At 64.2% G+C, this 17456-nt stretch carries 20 protein-coding genes, 1 tRNA gene and 1 pseudogene; 12 read left to right on the forward strand and 10 right to left on the reverse strand.

What is annotated here, in order from left to right; all coding sequences use genetic code 11:
• Window positions 1-11: 11 nt before the first annotated feature.
• From RFN28_RS10850 to RFN28_RS10860, 3 genes and pseudogenes are all read right to left on the reverse strand, one after another.
• Window positions 12-405: pseudogene (locus tag RFN28_RS10850) on the reverse strand (GFA family protein).
• Between the two features lie 165 nt (window positions 406-570).
• Window positions 571-1041: a nucleoside deaminase gene (locus RFN28_RS10855; protein WP_320287439.1), complete on the reverse strand. Its 471-nt coding sequence runs from the start codon at window positions 1039-1041 to the stop codon at window positions 571-573.
• A gap of 133 nt (window positions 1042-1174) precedes the next feature.
• Window positions 1175-1259: transfer RNA gene (locus RFN28_RS10860), tRNA-Leu, on the reverse strand.
• A gap of 276 nt (window positions 1260-1535) precedes the next feature.
• On the opposite strand from RFN28_RS10860, the gene RFN28_RS10865 reads away from it, so the two are divergent.
• Complete coding sequence (locus RFN28_RS10865; RefSeq protein ID WP_320287336.1) at window positions 1536-2126, forward strand: YqaA family protein; 591 nt, start codon at window positions 1536-1538, stop codon at window positions 2124-2126.
• 25 nt (window positions 2127-2151) lie between these two features.
• Window positions 2152-2670, forward strand: a complete 519-nt coding sequence (locus RFN28_RS10870; protein WP_320287337.1) for a disulfide bond formation protein B — start codon at window positions 2152-2154, stop codon at window positions 2668-2670.
• Between the two features lie 165 nt (window positions 2671-2835).
• Here the strand turns inward: RFN28_RS10870 and RFN28_RS10875 are convergent, their stop codons facing one another.
• On the reverse strand, window positions 2836-3393 hold the full coding sequence (locus RFN28_RS10875) for an HNH endonuclease (protein ID WP_320287338.1): 558 nt from the start codon (window positions 3391-3393) through the stop codon (window positions 2836-2838).
• A 111-nt stretch (window positions 3394-3504) separates the two neighbouring features.
• Window positions 3505-4164 (reverse strand): DNA-3-methyladenine glycosylase family protein, encoded by a 660-nt coding sequence (locus RFN28_RS10880; protein ID WP_320287339.1) that lies wholly within the window; start codon window positions 4162-4164, stop codon window positions 3505-3507.
• A gap of 112 nt (window positions 4165-4276) precedes the next feature.
• Between RFN28_RS10880 and gluQRS the strand changes: the two genes are divergently transcribed.
• Window positions 4277-5152 (forward strand): tRNA glutamyl-Q(34) synthetase GluQRS, encoded by an 876-nt coding sequence (gene gluQRS, locus RFN28_RS10885; RefSeq protein ID WP_320287340.1) that lies wholly within the window; start codon window positions 4277-4279, stop codon window positions 5150-5152.
• On the opposite strand, the gene RFN28_RS10890 is transcribed toward gluQRS, so the two are convergent.
• Window positions 5153-5440 carry a hypothetical protein gene (locus tag RFN28_RS10890; protein ID WP_320287341.1) on the reverse strand — a complete coding sequence of 96 codons (288 nt, stop codon included), beginning with the start codon at window positions 5438-5440 and terminating at the stop codon, window positions 5153-5155.
• Window positions 5441-5600: 160 nt separating this feature from the next.
• Here RFN28_RS10890 and RFN28_RS10895 point away from each other — a divergent pair, with 160 nt between their 5' ends.
• On the forward strand, window positions 5601-6503 hold the full coding sequence (locus tag RFN28_RS10895; protein ID WP_320287342.1) for a DMT family transporter: 903 nt from the start codon (window positions 5601-5603) through the stop codon (window positions 6501-6503).
• On the opposite strand, the gene RFN28_RS10900 is transcribed toward RFN28_RS10895, so the two are convergent.
• Window positions 6473-7324 (reverse strand): YihY/virulence factor BrkB family protein, encoded by an 852-nt coding sequence (locus tag RFN28_RS10900; protein ID WP_320287343.1) that lies wholly within the window; start codon window positions 7322-7324, stop codon window positions 6473-6475. The two genes, RFN28_RS10895 and RFN28_RS10900, sit on opposite strands and share 31 nt — an antisense overlap.
• 59 nt (window positions 7325-7383) lie before the next feature.
• Between RFN28_RS10900 and RFN28_RS10905 the strand changes: the two genes are divergently transcribed.
• From RFN28_RS10905 to RFN28_RS10935, 7 genes are all read left to right on the forward strand, one after another.
• Window positions 7384-8250, forward strand: coding sequence for an SDR family oxidoreductase (locus RFN28_RS10905; protein WP_320287344.1), 867 nt, complete (start codon window positions 7384-7386; stop codon window positions 8248-8250).
• A 24-nt stretch (window positions 8251-8274) separates the two neighbouring features.
• Window positions 8275-8466, forward strand: coding sequence for a twin transmembrane helix small protein (locus tag RFN28_RS10910; RefSeq protein ID WP_320287345.1), 192 nt, complete (start codon window positions 8275-8277; stop codon window positions 8464-8466).
• 17 nt (window positions 8467-8483) lie between these two features.
• Window positions 8484-9065 (forward strand): cob(I)yrinic acid a,c-diamide adenosyltransferase, encoded by a 582-nt coding sequence (locus RFN28_RS10915; RefSeq protein ID WP_320287346.1) that lies wholly within the window; start codon window positions 8484-8486, stop codon window positions 9063-9065.
• A gap of 25 nt (window positions 9066-9090) precedes the next feature.
• Window positions 9091-9900: a rhomboid family intramembrane serine protease gene (locus tag RFN28_RS10920; protein WP_320287347.1), complete on the forward strand. Its 810-nt coding sequence runs from the start codon at window positions 9091-9093 to the stop codon at window positions 9898-9900.
• A gap of 161 nt (window positions 9901-10061) precedes the next feature.
• On the forward strand, window positions 10062-10811 hold the full coding sequence (locus RFN28_RS10925) for an electron transfer flavoprotein subunit beta/FixA family protein (RefSeq protein WP_320287348.1): 750 nt from the start codon (window positions 10062-10064) through the stop codon (window positions 10809-10811).
• A 24-nt stretch (window positions 10812-10835) separates the two neighbouring features.
• Window positions 10836-11765 carry an electron transfer flavoprotein subunit alpha/FixB family protein gene (locus RFN28_RS10930; protein ID WP_320287349.1) on the forward strand — a complete coding sequence of 310 codons (930 nt, stop codon included), beginning with the start codon at window positions 10836-10838 and terminating at the stop codon, window positions 11763-11765.
• Between the two features lie 206 nt (window positions 11766-11971).
• A complete protein-coding gene (locus RFN28_RS10935; RefSeq protein WP_320287350.1) occupies window positions 11972-12850 on the forward strand; it encodes a 3-hydroxybutyryl-CoA dehydrogenase in 879 nt (292 codons plus the stop codon).
• A gap of 78 nt (window positions 12851-12928) precedes the next feature.
• Here the strand turns inward: RFN28_RS10935 and RFN28_RS10940 are convergent, their stop codons facing one another.
• The 3 genes from RFN28_RS10940 to RFN28_RS10950 form a co-directional block, all read right to left on the reverse strand.
• Complete coding sequence (locus RFN28_RS10940) at window positions 12929-14872, reverse strand: PAS domain S-box protein (protein ID WP_320287351.1); 1944 nt, start codon at window positions 14870-14872, stop codon at window positions 12929-12931.
• A gap of 155 nt (window positions 14873-15027) precedes the next feature.
• A complete protein-coding gene (locus tag RFN28_RS10945) occupies window positions 15028-15666 on the reverse strand; it encodes an NrsF family protein (RefSeq protein ID WP_320287352.1) in 639 nt (212 codons plus the stop codon).
• Window positions 15663-16199, reverse strand: coding sequence for a sigma-70 family RNA polymerase sigma factor (locus RFN28_RS10950; protein ID WP_320287353.1), 537 nt, complete (start codon window positions 16197-16199; stop codon window positions 15663-15665). The genes RFN28_RS10945 and RFN28_RS10950 overlap by 4 nt, the downstream gene beginning before the upstream one ends.
• 207 nt (window positions 16200-16406) lie before the next feature.
• On the opposite strand from RFN28_RS10950, the gene RFN28_RS10955 reads away from it, so the two are divergent.
• Window positions 16407-17414, forward strand: a complete 1008-nt coding sequence (locus tag RFN28_RS10955; protein WP_320287354.1) for an iron ABC transporter substrate-binding protein — start codon at window positions 16407-16409, stop codon at window positions 17412-17414.
• Window positions 17415-17456: the final 42 nt, after the last annotated feature.

Genomic DNA, 17456 nt, shown 5'->3' on the forward strand with positions numbered 1-17456 from the left:
GGCTGTGCGGCCTACTCCTCGAAGCGGCCAGTGGCATCACGGTCGCGCTCGTACCGCCGCGCAAGCGGGAACGGCGGCAACCAGGATTCGCGGCGGACGGTCCAGAGTTCGTAGGTTGGCCTCAACTGGTCGGGGGCATCGAGCGACCCCAGGTGCACTTCGATTTCGTCGGCGCTGCGTGCGAAAACGGACGAGCCACAACGCGGGCAGAAAAACCGCCCGGCATAGTCGCGCGTTTCGCCATCGATCGTCACCGCATCCTGAGGAAAGATCGCCGACGCGCTAAAAAAGCGCCCCATGATGCTTGCGGCAGTCGAGACAGTGACAGATGCCGACCCGATACGGGCGACCCGACGCCACAATCCGGACATCGCCGCACGGGCAACCGCCGGTGAATCGCTCCATGCTGCGCCTCCTTTACAAATCAAGCGGACGGGATGTTAACGACGATCCCAATCGGGCGTCCATGAAGACGCGAAAATCGAAACGGCGATCTTAGGATTGCTGCCCCTCAGCGGCGCTGAAATCCGTCAGCAATCCTCGTTTACCTCGCCGCGCTTAGTCGCCGGGCTACCGCCGCCAGAAGTCACGGTGCGCGGAGAGAAGCTCGTCCTCGATTTCGGGGAGGGGGCCGTGAACCTCGATCCTCTTCTGCCCGGAGCCGAGCACAACGCGAGAGGACAGGCTCATCGTCGGGTTTTCGGGATGATCGCCAGTCAGCGCGAGAAGCTTGGTCTCCTCGAAGCCGTAGACCAGCCGGCCGATATTGGCCCAGTAGAGCGTTCCGGTGCACATCGCGCAGGGCTCACCGGTTGAGACCAGCGTGCAGGTCCAGAGAAACTCCGGCGAATAGGCTGCCGCCGCGCGCCGCGCAAGTTCGGTTTCGGCGTGATGCACGGTGTCGATATTGCCTTGGCGCATGAGGATCGCGTCGTCTGGGCCGACCAGCACCGCCCCGAACGGATGATGGCCATGCGCTACCGCATCGCGGGCAACTGCATCGGCCGCGAGCAGGTGAGAGATCATCCGGTCGCGCGTCATATCAATACCCATCGAACACTCCTCTTTTTGAGTATACCAAATTAGCGATTACTAATTCTAGGGGGAAGTCGCGTTGCCGGGCGCATGCGTCCATAGCGCACAGCGCCAGTGGAAGTTGGCATCGAGCGGGAAGTGGTGCCCCTAGCCGGGATCGAACCAGCACTCCTTGCGGAACTCGATTTTGAGTCGAGCGCGTCTACCAATTCCGCCATAGGGGCTCAGGCCGGACGGCCTGGATGGGCGCGGACTATACGGGCGGACGGGTTTTCGTCAACTGGCCTGTTGTGGATTGCCGGCGCGAACCACAGCCGAACCGCGCCTTTCGGTTTCGTGAAGGCACCGGCATTGTGCGGCGCGGAAAATCTTTCTAGACAGTCAAACGTTTTGAAGCGCCCCGGGGGCGAAAGCGACAGATGCGGCGCTTTGGGTCCTTGTTTCGTGCAAGCCGGTGGCCGAAAACCGCTGCGCCGCTTGTGGCGACATTAGGAGAGCCGATGCTTCGCGGACTTTACGAATGGACTCTGTCGCTGGCGGCAAGGAAATCGGCCGAATGGTGGCTGGCCTTCATCGCTTTCGTCGAAAGCTCCGTCTTCCTGGTGCCGGCCGACGTGCTTTACCTGCCGATGGCGCTGTCCAGGCCCGACCGCGCCTATCGCTACGCGCTGATCGCCACTGTTGCGTCGGTGCTTGGCGGCGTCGCCGGCTGGTTCATCGGCCACTATGCCTATGAGGCGGTGGCAAAGCCGATCCTCGAATTCTACGGCAAGTATGACGAATTCGAAGCGCTGCGCACCTCGTCCGGCGTCGGCTTCATCATCCTGATGCTGATCACCTCGGGCGCCGCCCATCTGCCGCCGATCAAGGTGGTGACGATCCTGTCCGGCGTCATCGGCGTCAACCTGCTGCTGTTCATCGGGCTCGCGATCGTCGCGCGCGGCGCCCGCTTCCTGCTGCTCGCCTGGCTGCTGCGCCGCTACGGCGAGTCGATCAAGGAGTTCATCGAAAAGCGCCTGGGAACGATCGTCGGGGCCGGCGCCGCTGCCCTGATTTTGCTCTATATGCTCGTCAGATACGCCCACGGATAACGCCCAAGCGAACGGACCAGGACCGATGACAGCGACCATGAACCCCGATACCGGACGCCAGCGGACGCGCGCAGCGCTGTTCCTCGCCGTCGCCATGGCGGCCACGGTCGGCTCCGCGCTCGCCTTCCAGTATATCGGCGGCTACATCCCCTGCCATCTCTGCCTGGAGCAGCGCACCCCCTATTACATCGGCGCGCCGCTGATGCTGGTCGCGGCGATCGCCTCGATGCTGCGCGCGCCGGCCTGGGCCACGCGCGGACTGCTGGCGATCGGCGGCCTCTTGATGCTTTACGGCCTCTATCTCGGCGTCTACCACTCCGGCGTCGAATGGGCCTGGTGGCCGGGACCGGCGGACTGCACGGCCGGCGCCGGCCCGGTCGATACCGGCGGCAAGGGCGTGCTCGACGCGCTCGACAAGTTCGTGCCGCCCTCCTGCGACAAGGCGGCGCTTCGCATCCTCGGCCTGTCGCTCGCCGGCTGGAACGCCATCGCCAGCCTCATCCTCGCGGCCGTCGCCCTCCGCAGCGCGCTCTCGCGCGACTGAGCCAATTCGATCGAGCGACGCGGCGCAGAGTTCGAGCAAAAATTCGGCAGGCTGAGTCGGATGGCGCGGCTTTCGAGAACCGGAGCGGAGCGTACTTAAGTACGTGAGCACCGGAAGCGCAGAAAGCCGCGTCAGGCGGCCAGCATGGCGGATTTGTGTCGAACTCTACGGCTCCAGTTCGACATCCCAGTAGAGATAGTCCATCCAGCTTTCATGCAGATGGTTGGGCGGGAACAGGCGGCCATTGTTATGCAGGTCGTGCACAGTCGGCTGATAGGGCTTCTGCAGCGGCCACATCTTGGCCTGCGCCGGCATCATGCCGCCCTTCCTGAGATTGCAGGGCGAGCAGGCGGCCACGACATTCTCCCAGGTCGTCGCCCCGCCGCGATGGCGCGGGATGACATGGTCGAAGGTGAGGTCGTCGGCGGTGCCGCAATACTGGCACTGGAAGCGGTCGCGCAGGAAGACGTTGAAGCGGGTGAAGGCGGGATGCCGCGACGGCTTCACATAGGCCTTGAGGCTCACCACGCTCGGCAGCTTCATCGAGAAGGTCGGCGAGGAGACGGCGTGCTCGTATTCCGCAACGATATTGACCCGGTCGAGGAAGACCGCCTTGATGGCGTCCTGCCACGACCAGAGCGACAAGGGGTAATAGCTGAGCGGGCGATAGTCCGCATTCAGCACCAGCGCGGGAAGCCCATCCGGAGATACGGCAACCGTCACGTTGTTTGCCTCCTTCGTTCTAGAACCGAACGGCGCGGATACTGTAAGCCCGACATGACAGGGATGTGAAGCGGATTATCATTCCTCGATTTGGTCGAAAATGCATGATTTTCATGCTTTTTTGGCGATTTCGACAGGCGGCGCCGCGTCCCTGCCCTTCAACTTGCGGTAATAAGCCCAGAAAAGCCGCGACGCGACGCCTCGCCACGGGCTCCATGATTCGGCCAGCCGCATCAGCGTTTTTTCCGGCGGACGCGGGTCGATGCCGAGCGCGTGGCCGACCGCGCTCTGCAGCGCAACGTCGCGTGCGGGGAAGACGTCCGGATGGCCTGCGGCGAAGAGCAGATAGCACTCCGCCGTCCAGGGACCGATGCCCGGCACCGCCGTCATCGCCGCGATCGCCTCCTTGGCGTCGAGCGAGCAGAGGTGATCGAGATCGAGCCCGTCGGCCACGGCCTGCGCGACCGCCATCAGCCCGCGCTGCTTCGGCCGCGACAGGCCGGCCTCGCGAAAAATGTCCTCGCCGGCGCAAAGTATCCCTTTCGGCGTCAGCGGATCGACCAGCCTGGTCAGCCGGGCGAAAATGGCATCGGCACTGGCGCGCGAGACCTGCTGCGAGACGATAATCGAAGCGAGGCTCCCGAAACCCGGCTCCGAGAGTCTGAGCGGCACTTCGCCCGCCATGCCGCGCACCTTCTCCAGCCGCGGATCGATGACGCAGAGCGCGTCGAGACCGGCCGCAATGTCGTCGAGCGAGGCGATGCGTTGCACGTTGCTTGTTCCCAGGGCGCCCGCGAAGTGGCAAATGATCGATGGCTAAGAGACAGTTTTCGAAAACTATCAACCGGCGGAAGCGCCTTTCAACCCGAATGCCGCCTCAGACATGACGCTCCTGACATTCCGTTTCGCGCCGAGCCCCAATGGCGAGCTGCATCTTGGCCATGCCTATTCGGCCCTGCTCAACCAGGAGATGGCGGCGCGGGCCGGCGGCCGGCTCTTGCTGCGCATCGAGGACATCGACATCGCGCGCTGCACGCCGGAATTCGAGGCCGGCATCTTCCGCGACCTGAAATGGCTGGGGCTCGGCTGGGAAGAACCGGTGCGGCGTCAGTCCGAGCATTTTTCCGAATACAGGGCGATGCTCGACCGGTTGATCGCCGAGGAGCTTGTCTACCCGGCCTTCATGAGCCGTGGCGAGATCCGCGCCTTCATTGCCGAGACCGGCAAACGCGGCCGCGACTGGCCGCTCGACCCGGACGGCGTGCCGCTCTATCCGCCGCTGGACCGGGCATTGCCGATGAAGGAGCGCAAGTGGCGCATTGCCGAGGGCCGGCCCTTCGCCTGGCGGCTCGATGTCGACGCCGCCATGGCGCGCGCGCCAAGTGGCTTGTCATGGGTCGAGTTCACCGACGAGACCATGGCGGCGACGCGCACGGTCGAAGCGAGGCCGCAGGCCTGGGGCGACGTCATCGTGGCGCGGCGCGATATCCCGACCAGCTACCACCTCGCCGTAGTCGTCGACGACGCACTGCAGGGCGTCAGCCATGTGGTGCGCGGCCAGGACCTCTACTCGGCAACTGGCGTGCAGCGCCTGCTGCAGGACCTGCTCGGCCTGTCGCCGCCGCGCTATTTCCACCACCGTCTGATCCCCGGACCGGACGGCAGGAAGCTGTCGAAGAGTCTCAGGGACACCGGTCTTGCCGCGCTCAGGCAGGCGGGCATGTCGCCGCAAGAGGTCAGGCAGCTGATTGGGCTTTGATTACAAACGTGCCAGTCCGGCCTTGATCAGCGCCATCACGCTGATGAAGACGAAGGCGCCGCTCAAACCCCAGGCCACTGCAAGTCTGAGGTCGCGGAAGGTGATGCCATGCGCATTGGCGACCATCACCGCGACGAAGAAACCCAGCGTGAAAAGCAGCGTGTTGCCGGTCGAGCCGAAGCCGTCTTCCTTCATGATGGCATCGAGCGCGGTGCCGAAGAAGAAACCGAAGACTGCGATGGTCACGACCGCGAACAGCAGCCAGGTCGTACCGAGATGCAAAAGCATGCCTGTCCATGGCGTGCTTTAACGCCATGCCCCCTCTGGCACCGTTTGTTGAATTCGAATGAGCTTATGGATCAACCGTTTCGTTTTGCTTGCCGAATTAAACGGCATTAGAGCAATTGCGATCATTAACTTTTCACCTGCAGCCAGAGCCTCCCACACAATGCACAGCATCAAGCGGTTCATCCCCGCCTCTTTCGTCGTCCTTTGGGCGACCGGCTTCATCGGCGCGCGCTATGCCATGCCGTGGGCGGAGCCATTCACCTTCCTCGCCATCCGCTTCGTGCTGGCGGCGGTCCTGTTCGCCGGCCTGACCGTGCTGCTGGGCTCGCGCCGGGCGAGCCGCGAAGAGGCGCTTCACGCGGCGGTGGCCGGCGTCCTCATGCACGGCGTCTATCTCGGCGCGGTGTTCTGGGCAATCCACCGGGGCATGCCGGCCGGGCTTTCGGCGCTGATTGTCGGCCTGCAGCCGCTGATCACGGCCGTGCTTGCCGGCAAGTTCCTCGGCGAGGCGATCCTGCCGCGCCATTGGGCGGGTTTGGCGGTCGGGCTCCTGGGCGTCGTCATCGTGCTTTGGCCGAAGCTGGGGGCGATCGGCGGCGGCGTCACTGTGGCAACGCTGGCGGCTTCGCTGGTTTCCGTGCTCGGCATGAGCGCCGGAACCATCTGGCAGAAGCGCTTCGCCTCCGGCGGCGACCTCGTCTCGGCGACGATGTGGCAATATGTCGGCGGCTCCGCCGTGACGATCCTGGGATCGCTCGCCTTCGAGACGCGCACGATCACCGTCAATGGCGAGCTCGTCTTCGCTTTGGCCTGGCTGGTCCTGGTGCTGTCGGTGGGCGCCATCTTCCTGTTGATGGTGATGATCAGGGATGGCGAAATGTCGAAGGTCGCCTCGCTGTTCTACCTGGTGCCGGCGGTCACCGCCCTCATCGCCTGGGCCTTGTTCGGCGAACAGCTCAACTTGCTGCAGATCTCCGGCATGGCGATCGCGACGTTGGGCGTCGGCCTGGCGACCGCCCGTCAGGGCAGAGGTCAGCCGACTCTCGCACGCGCCTCGAGATAGCGGCTGATCGCGGCGTTGAGCTCGCCGCCGAGGATGAAGATAGCCGAGATGATGTAGAGGAACACCACCGCGATCATGATCGAGGCGAGTCCCGCATAGGTCGTCACATAGGACGAGAAGTGGTCGAGATAGGCGGCGAAGATGGTCGAGCCGGCGAGCCAGGCGATCAACGTGAAGACGATGCCCGGAAGGATCGAGACGAAGCGGCGCTTACCGGCCGGCAGCCAGATATGCACCGAAAACAGGCCGATGACGATGACCGTCGATGCGATCACATAGCGCCATATGGTGATCGTGCCCATATAGGGCTTTATCCATTCCAGATGCGCCTCGGCCAGCCGCGCGAGCAGAGGCGCAAACACCAGGAGCACGCTGACGGCAAGAAAGCAGGCCGTCGCGATCAGCACGAAAATGATGCTCTGCACCCGCCTATAAATGATGCCGCGCGTCTCGGTCACCCGGTAGGCGCGGTTGAGCGATGTGCGCAAAGCCTCGATGCCGTTCGAGGCGAAGTAGGCGGCCAGCAGCACGCCATAGGTCAGAAGGTCGGTGCGCCGCACGGTGAGCACGTTCTGCACCTCGCGCGCGATCGGCTTGGCGATCTGCTCCGGCCAGGTGTCGAAGACCAGATGCACGGCCGTGTCGGCGAAGGCGCGGGCGCCGAGAAAGCTCGCCAGCGTCGTGGCGAAGATCAGGAACGGAAACAGCGCCATCAGCGAGGTGATCGCCAGATGGCTGGCCATCGCCCAACCGTCGTCGGTAGTGAAATGGCCGATCGCATCGTAGAGCACGCGCTTGACGGCGACGATATTCCTGAGCAAGGACCCCGCGCTCCGATCGATTGTGTCGACGCCGCGAATATGGGAAGTGATTGCGGCAAATGGCAACCCCAGGTCAAACCGCGATTCCAATAGCCAAAGAGTTGCGCACCATTATCGTCACCGGGGCTTCCTCCGGCATAGGCGCCCATTGCGCGCGGGCATTGAAGGCGGAAGGCTGGCGCGTGTTCGCCACGGCGCGCAAGCCGGCCGACATCGCCGCGCTGGAGGCCGACAGCATCGAGGCCTTCTATCTCGACTATCGTGAACCGGAGTCCATCTCGGCGCTGGCCGACGCGGTGCTGGAGCGCACGGGCGGCACGCTCGGCGCGCTGTTCAACAACGGCGCCTACGCGCAGCCCGGCGCGGTCGAGGATCTGTCGGTCGAGGCGCTGCGCGAGCAGTTCGAAGCAAACTTCTTCGGCTGGCACGATCTGACGCGGCGCATCGTGCCGGTCATGCGGCGCCAGGGTCACGGCCGCCTCGTCCATTGCTCCTCGATCCTGGGGCTCGCCCCGGTCCGCTTTCGCGGCGCTTACTCAGCCTCCAAACACGCCATCGAAGGCTTGATGCTGTGCCTGCGCCAGGAGCTCGAAGGCAGTGGTATCCACCTCTCTCTGATCGAGCCCGGACCGGTGACCTCGAAGATCGCCAGCAACGGCCTGGCCTGGTTCCTGAAAAACATCGACGTCGAGAACTCCGTCCACCGCGCCGACTACCAGGCGCAGCTCGCCCGGCTGCAGGCGGGCGGCAGCGTGTCGCGGCTGAAGCCCGGGCCGGAGGTGGTTCACACCGCCTTGCGCCACGCGCTTCTGTCACAGCGCCCGCGCCCGCACTATGTGGTAACGGTGCCGGCCAAGATCGGCGTGGTGCTCAAGCGCATCCTGCCGGCATCAGCGCTCTACCGCGTGCTCGCCAGGCGCGCCTGACCGAAACCGAACTGGAGCCTGCCCATGGGAACCGTCTTCAACATCCTTGCCATCGTCGCCTTGGCTGCCGTCGTGGTCGTGCTGCTCCGCGGCCTCGTCAACATGATGCGCGGCGGTTCCGCCATCACCTCCAACAAGCTGATGCAGGCGCGTGTGCTGCTGCAGTTCATAGCTTTGGTGCTGATTTTGCTGACAGTCTATCTCACCCGCAAGTAAAGGGACGGGGGTAAGGCGTGGTCAAGCTCAACAAGATCTATACCCGCACCGGCGACGACGGCACCACCGGCCTCGGCAGCGGCGAGCGGCGACTGAAGTCCGATCTGCGCGTCGAAGCCTATGGCACAGTGGACGAAGCCAATGCCTGCATCGGCATGGCCCGCATCCACACCGGAAAGGAGCACCCGGTGATCGATGCCATGCTTTCGCGCATCCAGAACGACCTTTTCGATCTCGGCGCCGATCTCGCCGTGCCTGACGCCGGCAGGACGCTCGACTACGAGCCGCTGCGCATCGTCGCCGCGCAGACCGAGCGGGTCGAAAAGGATATCGATCTCCTCAACAAGGACCTGCAGCCGCTGAAGTCCTTCGTGCTGAACGGCGGCACGCCGGCGGCCGCCGCCCTCCATCTTGCCCGCACGGTGGCGCGTCGCGCCGAGCGCATCATGGTGGCGCTGGCGCAGCATCCTGCCGAGCACGTCAACCGCGAGGCGCTGAAATACATCAACCGCGTTTCGGACTTCCTGTTCGTCGCCGCTCGAGCGGTAAATGACAACGGAAAGGCCGACGTGCTATGGGTTCCCGGCAAGAACCGCTGACAATCGGGGATCGCAGCAGGATCCAATGTTTATCCCGCTCTATGACACCAACAGGCTGCGCCACATCCGCCTGCAATATGTGACGATCGGCCTGATCGCAGTGAACGCGCTGGTTTATTTCGCGACCACGATCGGCGGCGAAAACGTCACCAATGCCGCAGTGCTCGGTCTCGGCTTCATCCCGTCGGTGGTCCACGACAAGGTCGAGCTATCGCCCGAATTCGTCGTCATCCCCGAGAGCCTCAGCTATCTGACCTATTCCTTCCTGCATGCCGACATCTTCCATCTCGGCGGCAACATGCTGTTCCTGTGGGTGTTCGGCGACAATGTCGAGGATGCGCTCGGTCACATCCGCTACCTGATCTTCTACCTCGCTTGCGCGGCCGCCGGCGCCCTCTTCCAGGGCCTTGTGGCCTCGGATTCGCAGGTGCCGCTGATCGGCGCCTCCGGCGCCATCGCCGGCGTCGTCACCGCCTACCTGATCCTCTATCCGAGGGTTAAGGTCTGGGTGCTGGCCTTCGCCCGCATCCCCCTGCGCATCCCCGCCTTCATCCCGCTCATCCTCTGGATCCTGTTCCAGATCGTGATGTTTGCCGCGGGCGGCGAGGATCAGATTTCCTGGGCCTGCCATATCGGCGGCATCATCGCCGGGGCTGCCCTGGTGCTGGTGCTGCGCAGCCGCGGCGTGCCGCTGCTTGCCGGCGCCGACGGCGAGCCGGACCCCGCGCCGACGGTCCAGCCGATGCCCGTCCCCGTCGAGCCCACCGGCAACGCGCCCGGCTCGGCGCAGCCGACGCCGCAATGGGGCCGAGGCGCTGCTCCCGGTCAGGATTGAACCGATTTGAGTGCGTCGCACATATTGACGCGCCGGATTGCCGCCACTACGGAAACGCCCACACTGGACGGATATTCCGTCCGGAATGTCGGCTTTCGACAACTCTGACCAGGCGCACACTGCTATAGCGCGCCCGACTATCTCAGGAGAGGTGACAGGAAATGAAGATCCTTGTGCCCGTGAAGCGGGTTGTGGATGCGAACGTCAAGGTCCGGGTCAAGGCCGACGGACTGGGCGTCGAGCTCGCCAACGTCAAGATGGCGATGAACCCGTTCGATGAGATCGCCGTCGAGGAAGCGATCCGGATCAAGGAAGCCGGCAAGGCCGAGGAGATCATCGTCGTGTCGATCGGTCCGCAGCAGGCGCAGGAGACGCTCCGCACCGCGCTCGCCATGGGCGCCGACCGCGCCATCCTGGTCAAGACCGACGAGCAGACCGAGCCGCTCGGCGTCGCCAAGGTGCTGAAGGGCGTGGTCGAGGCCGAGAAGCCCGGCCTCGTCATCCTCGGCAAGCAGGCGATCGATGACGACTCCAACCAGACCGGCCAGATGCTGGCCGCACTTCTTGGCTGGGCGCAGGGCACCTTCGCCTCCAAGGTGGAGCTCGCCGGCGACAAGGCTAAGGTCACGCGCGAGGTCGACGGCGGCCTGCAGACGGTGGAGCTGAAGATGCCGGCGATCGTCACCGCCGACCTTCGCCTCAACCAGCCGCGCTATGCCTCGCTGCCCAACATTATGAAGGCCAAGAAGAAGCCGCTCGACGAGAAGACGCCGGCCGACTACGGCGCCGACGTCAAGCCGCGCCTCAAGGTGATCAAGACCGAGGAGCCCGGCGGCCGCAAGGCGGGTGTCAAGCTCAAGAGCGTCGCCGAGCTGGTCGACAAGCTCAAGAACGAAGCCGGCGTGCTCTAAAGCGGTCAGGAAAGGAACAGGAAAATGGCAATTCTCCTCATCGCCGAACACGACAACGCAACCCTTTCCGACCAGACCGCCAAGGCACTGTCGGCGGCCCTCCAGATCGGCTCGGACGTCGATGTGCTGGTGGCCGGCAAGGGCGCCAAGGCTGCCGCCGACGCCGCCGCCAAGCTGAAGGGCGTGCGCAAGGTGCTTTTGGCCGAAGCCGATGAGCTTGCCGAGCGTCTGGCCGAGCCGCTGGCCGCGCTCGTGGTTTCGCTCGCGGGCTCCTACGATGCGATCGTTGCGCCGGCCACATCGGTCGGCAAGAATGTCGCGCCGCGTGTGGCGGCCCTCCTCGACGTTGCCCAGGTGTCCGAGATCATCGAGGTGGTCTCGCCCGACACCTTCAAGCGGCCGATCTATGCCGGCAACGCCATCCAGACCGTGCAGGCGACCGACGCCAAGAAGGTGATCACGGTGCGCACCGCCTCCTTCCAGGCTGCGCCCGAGGGCGGCTCGGCTTCCGTCGAGACGGTCAATGCCGCTGCCAATCCGGGCCTCTCCAGCTTCGTCGAGAACAAGCTCTCCGAGACCGACCGTCCGGAGCTGACCTCGGCCAAGATCATCATCTCCGGCGGCCGCGCGCTGGGTTCGGCGGAGAAGTTCCAGGAAGTCATCCTGCCGGTCGCAGACAAGCTGGGAGCCGCTGTCGGTGCCTCGCGCGCTGCGGTCGACGCCGGCTATGCCCCCAACGACTGGCAGGTCGGCCAGACCGGCAAGGTGGTCGCTCCCGACCTCTACATCGCCTGCGGCATCTCCGGCGCCATCCAGCACCTGGCCGGCATGAAAGACTCCAAGGTGATCGTCGCCATCAACAAGGACGAGGAAGCGCCTATTTTCCAGGTTGCCGACTACGGCCTGGTCGGCGATCTCTTCGTCATTCTGCCGGAGCTGCAAAAGGCGCTTTGACGCCTTCTGCTCAGGCATATTAAAATCCAAAGGGTGGGGTAGACGAAGTCGCCCCGCCCTTTTAGTTTGCGCTGCACAAAAAAGCAGGCTTGAGGCAATTCCAGCAAAAGTGTGCAGCGGTTTTGCGTTCGGAATTGCGCGAAACAAGAGATGGGAGCTCTTCCGCGCTTCGAAGAAGCGGAAATGCTCCAGACGGGATTGGGGTAATGAGCAAGATCGAGACGATCGGCATTGTCGGCGCGGGTCAAATGGGGGGCGGTATCGCCCATGTCTCGGCGCTGGCCGGCTACAAGGTGCTGATCCACGACATCTCGTCCGACCGCATTGAGAAGGGCATCGCCACCATCAGCGGCAACATGGCCCGCCAGGTCGGCTCGGGAAAGCTCGAGGAAAAGGCGCGCAACGAAGCGATGGCGCGCATCTCCGCTGCCTCGGTCATGGCCGATCTTGCCGCCGCCGACCTCGTGATCGAGGCGGCGACCGAGGACGAGACGGTCAAGCGCAAGATCTACGCCCAGCTCTGCCCGCAGCTCAATCCGGAAGCGATTCTCGCGACCAACACCTCGTCGATCTCTATCACCCGGCTCGCCGCGCAGACCGACCGGCCCGAGCGCTTCATCGGCATACATTTCATGAACCCGGTGCCGGTGATGAAGCTGGTCGAGCTGGTGCGCGGCATCGCCACCGAGGACAAGACCTTCGAGGCGGCCAAGGCCTTCGTCAATCGACTCGACAAGACGATCACCGTCTCGGAGGATTTCCCGGCCTTCATTGTCAACCGCATCCTGCTGCCGATGATCAACGAGGCGATCTATACGCTCTACGAAGGCGTCGGCACGGTCGATGCCATCGACACCGCCATGCGGCTCGGCGCCAATCATCCAATGGGACCGCTGCAGCTTGCCGATTTCATTGGCCTCGACACCTGCCTTTCGATCATGCAGGTGCTGCACGAGGGGCTCTCGGATTCGAAATACCGCCCCTGCCCGCTGCTGGTGAAATATGTCGAGGCCGGCTGGCTCGGCCGCAAGACCGGCCGCGGCTTCTACGACTATCGCGGCGACCATCCGGTACCGACGCGCTAGAGCAATTCCAGGAAAAGTGCGTAGCGGTTTTCCGCCCGGAATTGCGCCTGAACCGCCCTAAGCTTTCTCAGCTGATGCTCAGGACGCCGCGGCAAGCGGCGTCACCGTCTCTTCCATCATGTCCTCGTCCGGTGCTGCCGAAACACATCCGCGTCCTGCCGCCTTGGCGGCATAGCAGGCGGCGTCGGCACGGGCGATGATCTCGTCCACTTCGCCGTAGCCGGCGCGGATCGGCGCGAGTCCGATGCTGGCGCCGATCGAGTGCGGGCGGCCATCCCAGCTGAAGTCAAGGTTGCGGATGGCATCGATGACGGAACGCGCCGCGACCGACCCGCTGGCCGGCGCACCCGACTTCAGGATGACGGCGAACTCGTCGCCGCCGAGGCGGGCGACGATGTCGTCAGGCTCGAGCACATTGCGGATCGCATCGGCGACACGCTTCAGCAGCGCGTCGCCCGCGGCGTGGCCGCCGGTGTCGTTGACCGCCTTGAAATGATCGAGGTCGACGAACAGGAACTGGTGCTCGCCGCCGTTGAGACGGCACTGATCGACCAGCTCTTCCATCGTGCGGATGAAGCTCGAGCGGTTGGCGAGCCCGGTCAGAGCGTCATGTGCGGCTGCGTAAGCGAGCTGGCGCTGCAGGGCGCGCGCATCGGTGAAATCCTGGAAGACAATGACCAGTCCGCAGAATTCATTGCGGTCGTTCATGATCGGCGACACCACCTGGCGGATGCTGCAACGCGTGTCGTCGCCCCGCACAAGAACGGCGCGCGTATTCTGGTCGCTGTAAAGGCGCTCGCCCGCGGAAGAAGGCGTCAGGCCGATCCGCTGCCCGGTTTCCTCGTCGACCGCCCAATAGACATGACCGAGCGTCTTGCCCAGCGCCTCGGCGGCTGCGATGCCAGTCAGCTTTTCGGCGATGGGGTTCATGAAGGTGATGCGGTTGGCGGCGTCAGTGCAGATGACGGCATCGCCGATCGACTGCAGCGTCACCCTGAGACGCTCCTTCTCGTCGGCCAGCATGGCTGCCGAGACCTTGAGGCGCTCCTCGGCCTGCTTGCGCTGGGTGATGTCGGTCAGGCTACCGATGGCCCGGATCAGCCGGCCTTCGCCGTCGCGCTCGATCGCCTTGCCGCGATCGAGGATCCAGACCCAATGACCATCCTTGTGGCGCATCCGGAACTCGGCCTCGAAGAACGGCGTCTCGCCGGCAAGATGCGCACGGTCCGCCTCCGCCACGCGACCGCGGTCGTCCGGGTGGATCATGGTCAGCCAGAGGTCGGGGTCGCCGTCGAGCTCGCCATCGTCATAACCAAGCATCCTCACCCAGGTTTCGGAGTAGGTCGTGCCGCCCTTGCGCATGTCGAGGCTCCAGACGCCTTGTCCGGCGCTCGTCAGCGCAAAGTTCCACCGCGTCTCGGCCTCGGCGATGCGCGCCTCGGCCTGCTTGCGCGCATCGATGTCCTCGATCTGCGACACCAGATAGAGCGGCTTGCCTGTCTCCTCTTCGCGGATGACCGAGCCGGCGAGCTGCGCCCAGACCGGAGTGCCGTCCTTCTTGAGGTAACGCTTTTCGAAATGGAAGGAATCGATCTTTCCCTCCTTCAGCGCGACCATCGTCTCCCGGCCGAGCTGCAGATCGTCCGGATGCGTGATCTGGAAGAAGGTCATCGCCTCGATTTCCGCGCGGCTGTAGCCGAGCATGGCAGCGAAGGCTGGATTGGTCTGCACGATACGGCCGTCGAGACCGACGATGGCGACGCCGATTGCCGAATCCTCCATCGCGCGGCGGAAGCGCTGTTCGCTTTCGGCGATTTGCCGATGGTCGTCCGCGATCCGGCGAATGAACAGCGCGAACAGGAAAAGCGACGCGCCGATCACGGCAATCGACAGCTGCAGGCAGACCCTGAGCGCCTCGACGCTAAGCTGAAAGCCCGGCGCCAGAATCGATGCGGCCACGGCAACGATGCCGGCTGTCATCAAGACCAGCACGGCGCGCTTGCCGGTCCGCGGAGCATTCAAACTCAACCACGCCACAATGCGATCCCACCCCAATGCGCAACTGCACGTTGGCGCAACCCTGGTGGATCGATTTTAAGGAATGGTTGCGCGAGCGGCGGCGATCACTCCGCTAGCCGGCAAACAATTGCCGCATGATTAAGGATCGGTGTGCAATCCTACCAGCGGGCGAAAAACCGCCCGCCAAGCGCGCCGAGTCCGGCCAGGATGAGGACCGCGATCGTATACCAGGTGGCGACAAAAAGCGGCGAATCGTCGAAGCAATGCGCGGCGTAAAGGGTCGCCGAGAGCCCGCCGGCAAGCAGACCGGCGACCGTGCCGGCCAGCACCGGTCGCGTAGGCGCGCCATAACGCAGCGCCGCCACAAAGACTGCAAGCGGGCCGATGCCGATCAGCGGGATGAAGGTCAGACAGATGTACCAGTTGGTGCCAACAAGCCGCCTGCCCCATTCAGCCTCGGGGACGACGAAAAGCTCCAGGACCACGGCGATCACGACCAACACGGGCGCAGCAAGCATCCATAGTTTCGCGTGCCTGCTCGACGCGCCGGGGATCGACAACGCCTGGATCAGGGCGAAGGCGCTGACACCGAGTGCGACGGTGAAGACGAATTTGGAAAGGAAGCGCATTGTGTGCGTGGCGGCCATGAAGTCGGGACGCGGGCCGATCGTCATGAAGAAGACCGCTGCCGCGACCACCGCCGCCACGCCGACGGCCAGCCACCAGGCCCTGCCGAGCGGCATCGCCTTGCTGCGGGCATCGGCGTCAAGCGCCTTGATGAGGTCCTCGGTTCTCATTGTCGTCCGAACCTTTTGGCGATCGCGGCAAGTCCGCGGTGCAGCGACACGCGCACCGCCGTCTCGCTGATGCCGAGCTTGGCCGCCGTCTCGCCGATCGAGCTCCCGTCGACCGAAATCGCCGAAACCACGGAGCGCTGCGAAGGCGGCAGGCCGTCGAGCGCCCGGTTTATGTCGCGCTCGCTGACCGTCTCCGCTTCCGGCTCGGCGAAAGTCTCGGCGATCTCGTCGATCTCGACCTCGATACGCCGGCCTCGCCTGCGGAAGGCGTCGATCAGCTTGAAACGGGCGATCGCATACACCCACGGCAGGACCGGCGCGTCCTCGCGCCAGGTGTGCCGCTTCACGTGAATGGCCAGCAAGGTTTCCTGCACGACATCCTCGGGGTCGACCCCGCCCTGAACGATCTTGCGCCGGACGAAGCCGCGGACGAGGGCGGCTGTCCGGTGCAGAAAGTCGGCATAAGCCCTTTCGTCTCCCGCGATCGCGGCCCTCAGCAGCCGGGAGAGCTCGGCTTCGTCCTTGCCGGTCACAAGAGTTCACCCCCGATGTTCGCGTCTCGGCCCTGGTTTGTTACGTGGCGGGCGAAATAATGTCCAAGCCAAAGTACCGCAAAATCACGAAAGTTTGCGGCGCGGCGACCGATTGAAGCAGGGTAAGAATGTTGACTATCCTAATCAGGTATTGATAGGTGGCGTCCGTGATCGAACACCCTGTCTCCAGATTCAAGGACGATGCCCATGAAACTTGCCCTTTCCACCCTTGCCGGCGCCGCCGCGCTGGCGCTCGGCCTGACCGCGGGCCCGGCAAACGCGGAGAATGCGGGCATCATTGTCTACAATGCCCAGCATGAGAGCCTCGCCAAGGAATGGGCAAAGGGCTTCACCAAGGAGACCGGCATCAAGGTCACGCTGCGCAACGGCGGCGACAGCGACTTTTCCAACCAGATCGTCGCCGAAGGCGCCGCTTCGCCGGCCGACGTGTTCTTGACCGAGAACTCGCCGGCGATGGCGCTGGTCGAAGCCGCCGGCCTGTTCGCGCCGGTCGATGCCGATACGCTGGCCCAGGTGCCGCAGGAATACCAGCCCTCGAGCGGCAAGTGGGTGGGTGTCGCCGCGCGCAGCACCGTCTTTGCCTACAATAAGAACAAGCTGAAGGAAGACCAGCTTCCCAAGTCGCTGCTCGATCTCGCCGATCCAAGTTGGAAGGGCCGTTGGGCCGCGTCGCCGTCGGGCGCCGATTTCCAGGCCATCGTCAGCGCCCTGCTTGAGCTCAAGGGCGAAGCCGCAACCGCCGACTGGCTGAAGGCGATGAAGGCGAACTCCACCGCCTACAAGGGCAACAGCACCGTGATGAAGGCGGTCAACGCCGGCGAGATCGATGGCGGCGTGATCTTCCACTATTACTATTTCGGCGATCAGGCCAAGACCGGCGAGAACAGCAGGAATATCGGGCAGCACTATTTCAAGAACCAGGATCCGGGCGCGTTCGTGTCGATCTCTGGCGGCGGCGTGCTGGCGTCTAGCAAGCATCCGAAGGAAGCGCAGGCCTTCCTGAAGTGGGTCACCGGCAAGGGCGGCCAGGAGATCTTGAAGACCGGCACGTCCTATGAATACGCGGTCGGCAAGGGTGCGGAGTCCAACCCGAAGCTGGTGCCGCTAGCCGACCTGCAGGCGCCGAAAGTCGATCCTGCGACGCTGAACTCCAAGAAGGTCATCGACCTGATGACGCAAGCCGGCTTGCTTTAGTTCGCGTTCGTCCTAAAAGGACACCGACCGTGCTCCTGCGGG

Source organism: Mesorhizobium album (assembly GCF_033977205.1).
Classification (GTDB): Bacteria; Pseudomonadota; Alphaproteobacteria; order Rhizobiales; family Rhizobiaceae; genus Mesorhizobium; species Mesorhizobium album.